Annotated in this window: 10 protein-coding genes and 1 pseudogene; 1 reads left to right on the top strand and 10 read right to left on the bottom strand. The window is 70.7% G+C overall.

What is annotated here, in order from left to right; all coding sequences use genetic code 11:
- The first annotated feature begins 378 nt into the window (after window positions 1-378).
- Window positions 379-2,040 carry an asparagine synthetase B family protein gene (locus CS062_RS23535; protein ID WP_099864163.1) on the top strand — a complete coding sequence of 554 codons (1,662 nt, stop codon included), beginning with the start codon at window positions 379-381 and terminating at the stop codon, window positions 2,038-2,040.
- Here CS062_RS23535 and CS062_RS23530 read toward each other — a convergent pair.
- From CS062_RS23530 to CS062_RS27465, 10 genes and pseudogenes are all read right to left on the bottom strand, one after another.
- A complete protein-coding gene (locus CS062_RS23530; protein WP_143742480.1) occupies window positions 1,934-3,100 on the bottom strand; it encodes a hypothetical protein in 1,167 nt (388 codons plus the stop codon). The two genes, CS062_RS23535 and CS062_RS23530, sit on opposite strands and share 107 nt — an antisense overlap.
- Window positions 3,101-3,434: 334 nt before the next feature.
- A complete protein-coding gene (locus CS062_RS23525) occupies window positions 3,435-4,397 on the bottom strand; it encodes a polysaccharide deacetylase family protein (RefSeq protein WP_099864160.1) in 963 nt (320 codons plus the stop codon).
- Window positions 4,397-5,713: a putative O-glycosylation ligase, exosortase A system-associated gene (locus CS062_RS23520; protein WP_099864159.1), complete on the bottom strand. Its 1,317-nt coding sequence runs from the start codon at window positions 5,711-5,713 to the stop codon at window positions 4,397-4,399. Before CS062_RS23520 ends, CS062_RS23525 begins: the two co-directional genes overlap by 1 nt.
- A complete protein-coding gene (locus CS062_RS23515) occupies window positions 5,706-6,911 on the bottom strand; it encodes a glycosyltransferase family 4 protein (RefSeq protein WP_099864157.1) in 1,206 nt (401 codons plus the stop codon). The genes CS062_RS23520 and CS062_RS23515 overlap by 8 nt, the downstream gene beginning before the upstream one ends.
- A 2-nt stretch (window positions 6,912-6,913) precedes the next feature.
- Window positions 6,914-8,149 carry a glycosyltransferase family 4 protein gene (locus CS062_RS23510; protein ID WP_099864155.1) on the bottom strand — a complete coding sequence of 412 codons (1,236 nt, stop codon included), beginning with the start codon at window positions 8,147-8,149 and terminating at the stop codon, window positions 6,914-6,916.
- Between the two features lie 22 nt (window positions 8,150-8,171).
- Window positions 8,172-10,091, bottom strand: coding sequence for an XrtA/PEP-CTERM system amidotransferase (locus CS062_RS23505; RefSeq protein ID WP_099864153.1), 1,920 nt, complete (start codon window positions 10,089-10,091; stop codon window positions 8,172-8,174).
- A gap of 14 nt (window positions 10,092-10,105) precedes the next feature.
- Window positions 10,106-11,299 carry a TIGR03088 family PEP-CTERM/XrtA system glycosyltransferase gene (locus CS062_RS23500; RefSeq protein WP_099864152.1) on the bottom strand — a complete coding sequence of 398 codons (1,194 nt, stop codon included), beginning with the start codon at window positions 11,297-11,299 and terminating at the stop codon, window positions 10,106-10,108.
- On the bottom strand, window positions 11,296-12,891 hold the full coding sequence (gene xrtA, locus CS062_RS23495; RefSeq protein WP_099864150.1) for an exosortase A: 1,596 nt from the start codon (window positions 12,889-12,891) through the stop codon (window positions 11,296-11,298). The genes CS062_RS23500 and xrtA overlap by 4 nt, the downstream gene beginning before the upstream one ends.
- Entirely contained in the window at window positions 12,888-13,016 is a 129-nt protein-coding gene (locus tag CS062_RS27110; RefSeq protein ID WP_233218228.1) for a glycosyltransferase, read from the bottom strand. The genes xrtA and CS062_RS27110 overlap by 4 nt, the downstream gene beginning before the upstream one ends.
- Window positions 13,016-13,143, bottom strand: a pseudogene (locus CS062_RS27465) (KUP/HAK/KT family potassium transporter); the annotation flags it as partial. The gene CS062_RS27110 and the pseudogene CS062_RS27465, both read right to left, overlap by 1 nt.

Here is a 13,143-nt window from a genome sequence, read left to right as displayed (position 1 = left end):
ATCCAGCAGCCACTTCGCCTGCACCACCAGCACGCCGTCGGACGGCAGCGCCGGCGAGCTCGCCGCCGGATCCAGCACGCGCGAGGCCAGGCCCGAGCGGCGCAGTTCGCGGCTCGGCATCAGGCAGCGCAGCCGCACGCCGGCGTAGGCCGGGTTCAGCGCGTGGGGCATCCAGTGAATCTGCAAACCGGCTCCAGCACCCGCCACCGGCGGCGGGCAGGCCGCGATTGTGCGGCATGGCCGGGACGCGGACCGGGCCTGCGCTCCCCGCGAACCCAGGGGTCCGCGCCGGTGGAAGCGCCGCGTTTCCACGACAGAATCGCCCAGCCCGCGTGCAACCTTCCCGCACCGCGGTCGGACCCCGGACCGCCCAGAACGATGACGAGCACCGCCCTTTTCCTCTCCACCGGACAACCGGCCCTGCCGGGCCTTCCCGCCGACGCCCCGGCCGCGCACCGCGACGCCGCCTGGCAGACGCTGCTGTCGGCGACCGATCCGGTGCCGGCGCTGGCGCAGGTCGGCGGCCGCTTCTCGGTGGCCTGGCGGCAGCCCGGCGGCCGCACCGTGCTGGCGACCGACCGCTTCGGCCTCGAGCCGCTGTGCTACCGCATCGTCGGGCATGAGCTGCAGGTCGCCCCGCGCGCGGACGACCTGGCCGGCGACGAGGCCGACCTCGATCCGCAGGCGCTGTTCGACTATCTCTACTTCCATGTGATCCCGTCGCCGCGGACCGTGTTCCGCAACATCTTCCGCCTGCCGCCGGGGCATGTGGGCCTCTTCGAGCGCGGCGAATTGCGCGTGCTGCCCTACTGGACGCCGACCTTCCGCGCCGAGCCGGCGCCGCGGCTCGAGGACCTGAAGGACGAGTTCCGGCAGATCCTGGAGCGCTCGGTGCAGCGCGCGATGCAGGCGCCGGACGCGGCCTGCTTCCTGAGCGGCGGCACCGACAGTTCGACGGTCGCCGGCATGCTGAGCCGCGTCGCGGGCCGGCCGGCGGACACCTACTCGATCGGCTTCGAAGCCGAGGGCTACGACGAGATGGCCTTCGCGCGCATCGCGGCCAAGCATTTCGGCTGCCGGCATCACGAGTACTACGTGACGCCCAAGGACCTGGTCGACGGGATCGCGAAGGTCGCGACGCACTACGACCAGCCCTTCGGCAACAGCTCGGCGCTGCCGGCCTACTACTGCGCCCGGCGCGCCCACGACAACGGCGTGCGGCACCTGCTGGCCGGCGACGGCGGCGACGAGCTCTTCGGCGGCAACACCCGCTACGCCAAGCAGACGGTGTTCTCCTGGTATGGGCAGGTGCCGGGGCCGCTGCGGGACTTCGTGCTGCAGCCGGTGTTCGGGTCGCCGATCGGCCAGCTGCCGCTGCTGAAGAAGGGCGCGAGCTACATCGACCAGGCCCGCGTGCCGATGCCCGACCGCCTGCAGAGCTACAACCTGCTGACGCGGCTGGGCCTGGGCGAGGTGCTGGAGACCGACTTCCTGCGACGCGTCGACCCGCTCGGTCCGCAGAAGCAGCAGCGCCAGGTATGGAACGCGATCAAGACCGGCCGGCTGGTCGACCGCATGCTGGCTTTCGACTGGCGCTACACCCTGGCGGACACCGACTTGCCCAAGGTCGTGGGCACGACGTCGCTGGCGGGCACCTCGGTCGGTTTCCCGATGCTGGACGATGAGCTGCTGGCGTTCTCGGAACGGCTGCCGGCGGACTACAAGCTCAAGGGATTGAAGCTGCGCTGGTTCTTCAAGGAGGCGCTGCGCGGCTTCCTTCCCGACGAGATCATCGTCAAGAAGAAGCAGGGCTTCGGCCTGCCCTTCGGCGTCTGGGCGACGCGCGACGCGCAGTTGCGCGCGCTGGCGGAGGATTCGCTGGGCAGCCTGGCCACGCGCGGGATCATCCGGCCGGCCTTCATCGAGAGCCTGCTCAAGCAACGGCTGCCGGAGCACCCCGGGTACTACGGCGAGATGGTGTGGATCCTGATGATGCTGGAGCAGTGGCTGCGCGGCCGGCGGCCGAACTATCGGCTGTGAGTCTCGAGAACTCCAGTTCCTTCAGCCACACGGCTGCCTGCGCGTCCTCGAACACGTAAGGACCATCGCCGGACCACACCAGGTTCGCCTCGCAGAGTCGGGCGAGCGAGGCACGGATGTCGTCGGGCGCGGTGCCTCGCGCCGGCATCCCGGGCATGGTGGCCAGCAAGGTCGAGATTCGCGCCCCTGCCGCCGGGAAGAACGGCGCGAAGGACGGTCCCGCCTCGGCCATCGAGCGCAGGACCGCCTGGTCCAGCGGATCGAGCCTCATCAGCCGATGCAGGAACTCCTGCCGCTCGGCGCCGATCTGCTGCCGCGCCATCCGCAACAGCAGTTGCTCCTGGGTCTCCGCGCGATTCCCGACATGGGCGCTGGCGGCCTGACAGGCGATGTGGAAGACCTCCGGCCGGCGCAGGCAGATCTCGAAGGCCTGGCTCATGGCTTCGAGGGCGGGGAGAAAGGCCGGCGCATGGGCCGCGCGCTCCCATTCGAAGTAGTCCTCGCCGCCCAAGGTCGGCATCGCCTTCAATGGGGCGCAGTAGAAGGCCTCGTGCTTGTAGCGGACCAGCCGCTCGATCTTCGCGTGGTGGGAGCCGGTCATCAGGAGCCGGAACATCAACAACTCCCGATTGCTCAACTGGTCGCGCGCCGACTTGAGCATGAACATCACTTCGCGTCCGTAGGCCGTCGTCTGCGTGTGCTGGGCTTCGTCGACGATCAGCACGACAGTGCGCCGGGTCAGGTTCGAGAGGCGCTCCAGCGATTGGCGCAAAGAGGGTTGCAGCGCCGGCGCCGGCGGGGCCTTGTCCATGTCGAGTTCCAGGCCGGGCACCTTCAGCCGGGACAGCCGGAACCGCTCCAGCAAGCGCTGCGCCGCGGAGGTGCGCGCCTTCAGCGCCGAGGCCACCAGTCCGACGATCACTGCGCCAGGGTCCTCGGCACGGTGTTCCCAGAGATCGGCATAAAGGACGAGCGCGCGGTGCTGACGCTCGAGCGCGGGAATCAGGTCATGGCGGATGAAGGTGCTCTTGCCCGTGCGGCGGGGCGCGGTCAGGAACATTCCGGACGCATAGGAGCGCGACATCAGGCTCGCGGCCAGGTCCTCGGCCAGCGCCGGCCGGTGGAAGATCCGCTCGTCGATCGCGGGGCCGGCGCGGTTCTCAGGTCCCGGCACGGGGCGGACGCGGTCAAGAATGCGGTGAAGGACTTGCAGCATGAATCACCTCCAGGCCGCCCATTCTTGGGCCGCCAGCGCCCGGTGGATGTCAGCGGGGCGGCGTCGGCAGGTCGCTCGTTGCGCCGCGCCCACGATCGCGTGATTCACTACTTTGCGTGATTGCGCCCGCCTGCTGGCGGGCTCTGGCGCACGCTGTCGCGCGCCATCGATCGCGCGCTCAGACGACCGCTGCCGGCCCGCCCATCCGCGCGTTGCGCATCATGCGGGCCGCGAACATCGCGGTCGAGCGGCCCCAGGGCGTGTAGCGCGGCAACTGGAAGCAATCCGCGCCGGGCAATGCGACGCCGGCCGCGGTGCTCACCGCCGCTTCGAACCCGAGTTCGCGCAGCATGGCCGCATGGCCCGCGTCGTAGTCGCGCACCGGCCGGCCGTTCGGATACGCGAAGCTGCGCACCGGCCGGCCGAGCAGCGCGGCCAGGTGGTCGCGCCCGGCGCGGACCTGCTCGCGCGCGCCGTCGGGCGTCAGCGTCGTCAGCACCGTGTGGTCCACCGTGTGGCCGCCGATCTCATGGCCCGCGTCGGCCAGTTGCCGCAACTGGGCGTCGGTGAGCATCAGGTCGTCCGGCATCGCGCCCACCGGCAAGGCCGCCAGCATCCGCCGCAGCTGCGCCTCGCGCTCCTGCGGCGCCAGGTACTTCAGCTGCACCTGCAGCGCCGACACCGCCTTCAGGCGCTCCTCCACCGTCGTCAACGGATGCACGCCCATGCCCACCGCCGCCAGGTCCAGCACCGGACCCGGCACGCGGCGCACGAACTCGATCACCGTGTCGCTGAACATGCGGCCGCCGTTGAGGTAGCCGGTGGCCACGAACACCGTCGCGCGCGCGCCGTGCCGCGCCAGGATGGGATGCGCCACCGTCCAGTTGTCGGCGTAGCCATCGTCGAAGGTGATGCAGGCCGCGCGCCGTGGCAGGCGGCGCTCGCGCAGCGCGGCCGCGGCGTCGCTCACCGTCATCAGCGTGAAGTGACGCGACAGGAACGCCACCTGGGCCTCGAAGCGCGCCGCGTCGATCTCGCCGGGGCGCAGTGCGTCCGGCGACGGCAACACCCGGTGATAGATCAGGATGCTCAGCGCCCGCTCGCCGCGCGGCCAGCCGAGCAGGCTCAGCCCCGCCAGCATCAGGCGCTCCCCCAGTACGGCGAATGGACGTCGCGCGGCGCTTGGCCCGCGGCGATCGCCGCCTTCTTCCGCTGGGCCATCTCGGACGCGACGATCCGGTTCACCACCACGACGATCAGCACGAGGTAGTAAGGCAGGTCGAAATACACCAGGCTCAGGAAGGCCCCGCCGGTGGCATAGCCGATCAATCCCACCTGGCACATCGCCGAGAGGTCGCGCGCCCACTGCAGGTCCAGCTCGGCCTTGCTGGCGCGGATCGTCGCGCTGGCCATCCGCCAGGTCATCGCGAAGATGCCGACGAAGAGCGCCAGCCCCAGGAAGCCGTGCTCGCCCATCGCCTGGAAGTAGATGCTGTGGGCCGTCAGCGGGATCGACGGATCGGGCGCATACTTCGCGAACACCGCCGCCCCCGCCACGGTGAAGCCGCCGCCGAACGGGAACAGGTCGGTCGCCAGCCGCCAGGCCATCTGCCACGCGTTGATCCGGCCCATCGCCGACGCGTCCTGGTCGTAGGTCTTGATGGTCTCCATCCGGTCGGTCCAGCTGTCCGGCATGAAGACGAAGATCAGCGGCAAGGCCACCAGCACCACCAGCGCCAGTGGCAGCTTGTTGCGGCTCTTCAGCCACATGAAGAAGGACATCATCACGATCGCCAGGAAGGCGCCGCGCGACTGCGAGCCCACCGCCGAGGCCATGCACAGCAGCATCGCCGCCGTCGCCAGGTGGTGCTGCCAGCGCCGGGTCGACTGCAGCTGCAGGTAGCGGATCAGCGGCACCGTCATGATGGTCGCCAGCGCGAGCGAGTTGTTGTCCTCGATGAAGGAACCCTCCGGCCCCCACACCCGCGCCGAGCCGCCCGACAGCACGGTGAACACGCCGCCCTTGATGCCGTAGTAGCCGATCGAGACGACCAGCACCAGCACCAGCCAGTCCAGGTCGCGCCGCCGCTGCACCACCAGCAGCGACACCAGCACCATCAGCAGGACCTTGAAGGCGCGCGACCAGAAGTGCATCTCCTTGTCGGGATAGAACGAGAACAGCAGCGGCGACACGCCGATCCACACGATCCAGATCCCCAGCAGGATCGTGACCGCGTTGACCGGGAACTTCACCAGCTTGTCGCGATGGATCAACAGGCTCAGGAACAGCGTCAACGCGATCAGCATCGACCACGGCGCGTCGTGCGCGAAGCCGTAGGCCAGCCGGTGCGGGTTCATCACGCCCATCCAGACCCAGCCCAGCACGCCCCAGAGCGGGTCCTTCAAGGTCTTGTAGATCAGGGCCGCGAACAGGCCCAGCATCAGCAGGTCACGCATGGCGCAGCTCCGGCGACCGCCGCGCGGCCAGGATGCGGTGGAACAGATCGAGCTGGCCCTGCGTCGTCGCCTCCCAGCTGAAGCGCTCGGCGTAGCGCCGCGTCGCGGCGCGGTCGCGCGGCGCGGCGCGCAGCCGGCGCACCGCCTCGACCACGCCGGCGGCGGTGCGTTCGGGCATCAGTTCGCCGGCCTCGGGCGCGGCCACGACCTCGGGCGTGCCCCAGACCTTCGAAGCGGCCACCGGCGTGCCGCAGGCCATCGCCTCCAGCAGCACGTTGGCCCAGCCCTCGCGGCTGGAGGCCAGCACCAGCGCGTCCACGCCGGCATAGACCTCGCGCAGGCGCGCCTGCGGCAAGGCGCCCAGGAAGCGCACCCGCGCGGCCACGCCCAGCTGCTCCGCGAGGCGGCGCAGCGCGCCCTCCTCCGGACCGGCACCGGCGATCAGCAGATCGACATCGGACAGCTCGGCCAGCGCGCCGATCACCAGTTCATGGCCCTTTCGCTCGATCAGATGGCCGACCGAAGCGAGCGTGAAGCGATCCGGCGCCAGTTGTAGCGCAGCGCGCGCCTGGTCGCGACCGGCCGGATGGAACAGCGCCAGGTCCACGCCGTTGCGCAGCGCGGTCACCTTGGCCGCGTCGGCGCCCAGGGCGATCAACTCGTCCTTCAGCGCCTCGCAGACGGTGATCATCGCGTCGGCCTGGTCGGCCGCGCGCAGGATCAGCTTGCGCGGGAAGGCGTACTCGGGGATGAGGTTGATGTCGGTGCCGCGCGCGGTGATCACCAGCGGCTTGTTCAGGGCCTTGGCCACGAAGGCCGCGGCCACGCCGTCGGGATAGAAGTAGTGCGCGTCGATCAGGTCGAAGTCGTCGCCCTGCGCCTGCAGCCGCCTGGCCGCGCGCAGGAAGCTCCAGGCCAGCGTGTAGGGCGCGCTGCTCATGCCCACCTTGGGCAGCCGGATGAAGCGCGGATGCTCGACATCCAACCCATGGCGCGACTCGCGCGCCGGGGTGGCGGCGAACCTGCCGTACTCGCCGAAGCGCTCGCCCTTGAGCGGGAACCAGGGCACCGGCGCGATCACGCGCGACACGGCCCGGCCCGAGGCCACCAGGTGGCGCAACCGCGTCTCCACGAAGATGCCGTGGCTGGGCATCGCCGCGCTCGGATACAGCGTCGAGAAGGTCAGCAGCTTGAGCATGCTCAGGCCCTCACGTCGTTGACGTCGTTCACGTCGGGCACGTCGGCGGGCTTGGCGGCCTGCGGCACGCCGCGGCCGGCGCGCAGCGACTGGCCCAGCGCGACCACGCGCTCCGCGTTGCCGTGCCAGGTCAGATGCAGGCGGCCGATGCTGGCACGGGCGCCCTCGCCCAACCGGCGGCGCAGCGCCTCGTCCGATGCCAGCCGCGCCAGACGCGCTTCCAGCGCGCCGGCCTCGGCCGGATCGAAGAGCAACGCGTTCAGGTCGTCGTCCAGCACTTCCTCGATGTTGGGCGTGCGCGGCGCGACGATGGCCTTGCCCAGCGCCAGGTACTCGAAGAGCTTGAGCGGCGAGGCATAGGCCACCACCGCCGGCTGCAGCGCGATGTCGAAGGCGGCCACATGGCGCGGCACCTCGTCGCGCGAGACCACGCCGGTGAAGCGCACCCGCTCGCCCAGCGCCAGCTCCCGTGCCAGCCGCTCCAGGTTGTCGCGCTCGGGGCCGTCGCCGACCACGAGCAGCCGCGCCTTGGCCGGCGCCGCCGCGGTCGCCATCCAGCGGATCACCTTGTCCATGCCGTGCCAGTCGCGCACGAAGCCGGTGAAGCCCAGCACCAGCGCATCGTCCCAGCCCAGCGCGCGCTTGGCCGCCTCCGGCGCGGGAGCGGCGTCGAAGTGGGCCTCGTTGATCCCGTTGGGGATCACCACCATGCGCTCGGCCGGCACGCCACGCGCGGCGATCATCGATCCCAGCACCCGCGTCACCGGCAGCACCGCGTCGGCGCCGCGCCAGACGGTGTCCTCCGCCCAGCGCGCGACACGCGGCAGCGCCAGGCCGCCGAACCGGGCGCGCTCGTCCACCAGCGGCGCGTTGACCTCCAGCAGCAGCGGCAGGCCGGTGCGGCGCTTGAGCATCAGCCCGCTGAGCAGGTAGAGGTTGTAGCGCTCGTAGATCAGGTCGGGCTGGAACTCGCGTGCGGCCGCGGCCAGGCGCCGGTAGGCCACCAGCGAATAGGCCAGCTCCAGCAGCTCATAGACGAACTTGGGCAGCTTGGCGCGCAGGCGGTGGACCCAGCCGGCGTCGTCGCCCATCTTCGACTTCTCTTCCGGCGCGGACTCGCCGCCCGGCGCGACGACGCGGACCTCATGACCGAGCGCGCGCAGCGAGCCGATCATTTCCTCGATGTGGACCGCCTGCCCGTCCTTGGACGCGGTGCGATGGTGATAGAGGATCTTCATGCCGTCTGCTGCGCCGCGCCCGTCAAGCGGCCTCCCGCATCGAGGAGGCGCCCATCACGTTGCGCAGGAAGGCGTCGTACATCAGCAGCGTCCACAGCGGCGTGCTGTGGTCGCGGCTGCCGTTCTCGTGCTGCTCGACCATCGCGCCCACGGTCTTGAGGTCGAACATGCCCGAGTCCGCCAGCGGCCCGCCGAGCAAGGCGCCACGCACGCGCTGGCGCAGCGGCCCGCGGAACCAGCGCGCCAGCGGCACGGCGAATCCCATCTTGGGCCGGTACAGCACATCGGCCGGCAGGTGCGGCTCGAGCGTCTTCTTGAACAGGTACTTGCCCTCGCCGCCGCGCAGCTTGAGGTGGGAGGGCAGCGTCGCCAGCCACTCGACCAGCGGGTGGTCCATCAGCGGCTCGCGCACCTCCAGCGAATGCGCCATCGACGCGCGGTCCACCTTGGTGTTGATGTCGCCGACCAGGTAGGTCTGCAGGTCGATGTACTGGATCAGCGCCAGCGGATCGTCGGTGTTGGCGCGCTCGGCGTGGTCGAGGAACAGCTCGCGTGCGTTGTAGCCGCCGAGCTCGGACTTGAAGCGCGCGCTGTACAGCGGCAGGCGCTCGTTGTCCCGGATCACCGACATCGTGTGGAAGTAGGCCTCCACCGAGTTGCGGGCCAGCGCCTGGAAGGTGGTCTTGGCGCGGAAGACGCGCGGCGCCCAGTCCGCCTTCGGATAGAGCCGGCCCAGCGTGCCGAACAGCGGCTTGCGCAGCCCCAGCGGCAGGCTGGCGCGCATGCGCTCTTCCATCATGTGCAGCTTGTAGCGGCGGTAGCCGCCGAAGCTCTCGTCGCCGCCGTCGCCCGACAGCGCCACCGTCACATGCTTGCGCGCGAGCTGGCAGACGCGGTAGGTGGGGATCGCGGAGCTGTCGGCGTAGGGCTCGTCGTACAGACGGGCCAGGGTGTCGATCAGGTCGAAGTCGTCGCTCTGGACCATCTCCACATGGTGGTCGGTCTGGTAGCGGTCCGCGACCATCTGGGCGAATTCGGACTCGTTGTACTGCGGATCGTCGAAGGACATCGAACAGGTCTTGACCGGCCCGTTGGTCTCGCCGGCCATCATCGCGACGACCGCGCTGGAGTCCACGCCCCCCGACAGGAAGGCGCCCAGCGGCACTTCCGAGATCAGGCGCAGCTTGACCGCCTCGCGCAGGCGGCGGGTCAGTTCCTCTTGCGCCTGGACCTCGTCGATCTTGTTGTCGGTCGTGAAGCTGACGTCCCAGTAGCGGCGCGGCTGGCCCAGGCGCTGATCGCCGCGCTTGATCACCAGCGTGTGCGCCGGCGGCAGCTTGAGCGCCTGGCGGAAGATGGTGCGCGGCTCCGCCACGTAGCCCAGCGCGAAGTACTCCTCCACCGCCTGCGGCACGATGTCGCGCTTCATCGCCGGATGCGCCAGCAGGGCCTTGAGTTCGGATCCGAAGACCAGGGTGCCGTCGTCCAGCAGCGCGTAGAACATCGGCTTCACGCCGAGCCGGTCGCGCGCCATGAAGAGCTGGTCCCGCGCCTGGTCCCAGATGACGAAGGCGAACATGCCGCGCAGCTTGTGCACGCAGTCCTCGCCCCAGGCCGACCAGGCGTGCACGATGACCTCGGTGTCGCTCTTGGTCTGGAAGCGGTAGCCCAGCGCGGTCAGCTCATCGGTGAGCTGCTGGTAGTTGTAGATCTCGCCGTTGAAGACGATGCCCACCGAGTGGTCGGCGTTGAACAGCGGCTGCTGGCCGGTGGCGATGTCGATGATCGACAGCCGCCGGTGGCCGAAGGCCAGGCCCGGTTGCAGGTGGATGGAGCCCTCGTCCGGACCGCGGTGATGCAGCGAGTCGTTGATGCGATGCATCAGCGCGCCATCGAAGTCGCGCCGCCCCCGGGTGTCGAACAGTCCGCTGATTCCGCACATGGTGGTGTCCCGTGTCAGTTCTTGTGGCTGGCGGCATTGTGGCCGCGCAGCGTGTCATACAGGCCCTGGTAGCGCGCGACCATGGCCCGCATGCTGAAGTCGCGCTCCACGCGGGCGCGGCCGGCCTCGCCCATCGCCACCGCCCGCGCCGGATCGCGCGCCAGCGCGAGCAGCGCCGCCGCCATCGCCTCGGGCGCGGCGGCCGGTACCAGCAGGCCGCTCTCGTCGCGGGTGACCAGGTCGGCATTGCCGCCGACCTCGGTCGCCACCACCGGCAGGCCGCTGGCCATCGCCTCGAGGATGGTGTTGGAGATGCCCTCGGCCAGCGACGGCAGCGCGAAGACATGCAATCCGCGCATCACCGCCGGCACGTCGGTGCGCTCGCCCGGCAGCCAGGCCAGCTCGGTGAGGCCGGCCTCGTCCAGCAGCGCCTGGCACTGGGCGCGCAGCGGGCCTTCGCCGATCAGCACCAGCCGCGCGGTGGCGCGCAGCGCCGGCGCCTGCCCGATCAGCGCGATGAAGGCGCGCGTCAGCATCAGCTGGTCCTTCACCGGCGCCATCCGGCCGACCGTGCCGATCAGCCAGTGCGCGGCCGGGTCGAAGGGGCAGCCGGGAATGGCCTCGACGCTGGCGCGCTGGAAGCGCTGGGTGTCCACGCCGTTGACGAACTGGCTCACCCGCGCCGGCGGCACGCCGACCGGACCGGTCAGGTAGTCGCCCAGGTCGCGCGACAGCGCGATGTAGTGCGACACGAAGGGCTTGTAGAAGCGCCGGACCCGCTGGTAGGCGCGGTTGCGGCCGTCGAGGTCACCGACGTCGCGGCCGTGCTCGCCGTGGATGCGTACCGGCACGCGCGCGGCCCATGCGGGCAGTTGCACCTCCAGCGCGGCCAGGTTGCGGCTGTGCACGATCGCGGGCCTGAGCTCGCGGAACAGCCGGTACAGCTTCGGATAAAGCCAGAAGCCCTGCCCCGGCGGCTTGTTGAGCGCCAGGCAGGCGACGTCGTCGCGCTGCAGCCGCTGCCGGAAGTCGGTCACCTCGGTCAGCGCCACGATCGCATGCCGGTATCGATCCGCGGGCATGTGGTTGATCAGGTTGACCACGCCGTTCTCGAGCCCGCCGGTGTCGAAGCGGTACATCACATGCAGCACCAGCGGCCGCGCGTCGGCGGCGTCGCGGGCGCGCGCCAGGCTGAGATCGGCGCTCATGGGCCGGTCCTCCCGGCACCCGCGGCACCGGCGTCGCGGACGCGGCGCAGCCCGGCGTCGATCGCGCCCCAGTGCTGGCGCAGGAAGTCCTCCAGGCGCTGCGGTGCCTGCTCGTCGGCGTCGGTGTAGACGAGCACCAGCGCCGCATCGTCGCCATGGCCGCGCAGGCGCTCCAGCGCGCCCCACAGGCGCGCGCGCCAGGCGCTGGTCATCGGCCGACCGTTGATCCAGTAGACATGCCACACCAGCATCCGCGGCGCGGTCACCGCATCCAGCGACGACGCCCGCACCTGCGTCGTCAGCATCGGCACCGGCGCGCCGGGGGCGCCGGCCGGCTCGAAGCTCGCCTGCCCGTGGCCGGTGACCGCCCATTGCTTGTCCTCGGCGGCGACGACGGCATTGCTGGAACTGACCAGCTTGCGCTCATAGTCCTGGTCGCGATAGAGCTGCAGGTGCAGGCCCACGCGAGGCGCGCCGGCCGCCGGGCCGGTGAACTGCTGATGGGACGCGGCATTGGCGCCCTCGAAATCCGGAACCCAGGCATCGGACGGCACCACCTGGTCCTGCCAGCCCGGCGCGGCGGCCAGCGGGGGCGGGCCGGCGATCGGCGCCGAATGGCCCTGGCGCAGCCAGGCGCCGGCCGCCAGCGGCAGCGCGACGGCCAGCAGCACCGCCACCGTGGCCGGCCAGCCGGCGGCGGTGGGCGCGGCGGTCTCGCGGGCCGGCGGCACCAGCGGCAGCTCCGGCTGCGCCCAGCGCGCGCCGACCAGGAACATCGCCAGCATCACGACGCCGAAGAACAGCCAGCCATAGATCAGGTGATCCACGCCGACCGCCAGCGTGTTGCCCGACAGGTGGCCGATCATGACGATCAGGTAGGCGCGTGCCCAGTTCGCCACCAGCGGCAGCGCCAGCGCGAAGGCGATGAAGCCCAGGCGGCGGCGCGTCGAGTGGTAGCTGAGGTAGGCGTAGAGCGTGCCCACCATCGCCGAGGCGATCAGGTAGCGCACGCCGGAGCAGGCCTCGACCACCGACCACTGGCCGCTGGGGATGATGAACTGCAGCCCTTCCTGGTACACCGGCAAGCCGCTGAGCCGCAGCGCGATGACGGTGAACTTCGCGGTCCAGTCCATCAGCTGCGGCAGGAGGAACTCGCCCACCGGCACGCAGAAGAAGAGGAAGCCCAGCGGGAAGGCCATCTCGCGGGCGACCCGCCAGCCCAGCACCGCAGGCACCAGCAGCACCAGCATGCCCACCAGCGCGAACTGGGTGACGGCGTTGATCGCGGCGAAGTCGGCGAACAGCCAGACCGCGCCCAGCAGCGCGATCGGCAGCGCCAGCCAGGGCACCGGCCGCGGCGCCAGCGGCGCGACCATCCCGCGCCGGCGCCAGGCCAGCCACAGCGCGATCGGCGGCACCAGGAAGGCATGGGTGAAGGTGCCGGAGCGCCACCAGATCGTGACCATGCCCAGCGCCGTCTGCCGATACAGCAGCAGCAGCGCGATGGCCAGCAGCACCAGCACCGCCAGCGGGCGGCGCCAGGCCTGGGGCAGGCCGGGCTGGCGCAATGCGGACGGGGTGGTGGCGCTCATGCGGCCTGCCCCCGCGGCAGATAGCCGTCGAGCTTGGCCAGATGGGCCTGCCAGCTGAACTGGCGCAGCACCCGCTCGCGCGCCTGCTGGCCGATGGCCTGGGCGCGCGCCGGCGCGCTCAGCAATTCTTGAAGCCGAAGTGCAGCGTCACCTGCCAGCAGTCGTTGTCCAGGCTCTCGACCTCGACCCGCTTCTCGAAGCCGATCCACGGCACCTCGTGATGCTTGACGCTGACGAACAGGTTCTGCTCAT

The organism is Roseateles chitinivorans (genome assembly GCF_002761755.1).
GTDB classification, from domain to species: Bacteria; Pseudomonadota; Gammaproteobacteria; order Burkholderiales; family Burkholderiaceae_C; genus Roseateles; species Roseateles chitinivorans.
This window is presented reverse-complemented; position numbering and strand designations above follow the sequence as displayed.